Origin of the sequence: Psychromonas arctica (assembly GCF_038155225.1) — a bacterium.
Classification (GTDB): Bacteria; Pseudomonadota; Gammaproteobacteria; order Enterobacterales; family Psychromonadaceae; genus Psychromonas; species Psychromonas arctica_B.
In genome coordinates, this window is sequence record NZ_JBAKBA010000408.1 from 1 (window position 1) to 211 (window position 211).

Sequence of the window (211 nt, forward strand, 5' to 3'; positions counted from 1 at the left end):
AATGCTTTGAGTTTAATCATTGGTCACACGACAGCAGTCAGAATCATTGCCGTTGATTCTATGTACATAAATAGTATTTCACTTATCATCTTGTTAGGACTCCACCAAGGCTCTGCCATTTATTATGAAAGTGCATTTTTGATTGCGCTTCTTGGTTTTGTATGTACTTCCGCTTTTTGTAAGTTCTTATTACGTGGCGATATTATTTAAT

The 211-nt window shown here is 35.1% G+C and carries 1 protein-coding gene; it reads left to right on the forward strand.

Annotation, left to right across the window (positions count from 1 at the left end; translation table 11 throughout):
• On the forward strand, positions 1–210 hold a 210-nt coding region (locus V6255_RS18930; protein ID WP_341629480.1), incomplete at its 5' end, for a monovalent cation/H+ antiporter complex subunit F.
• Between the last annotated feature and the right edge of the window lies 1 nt (position 211).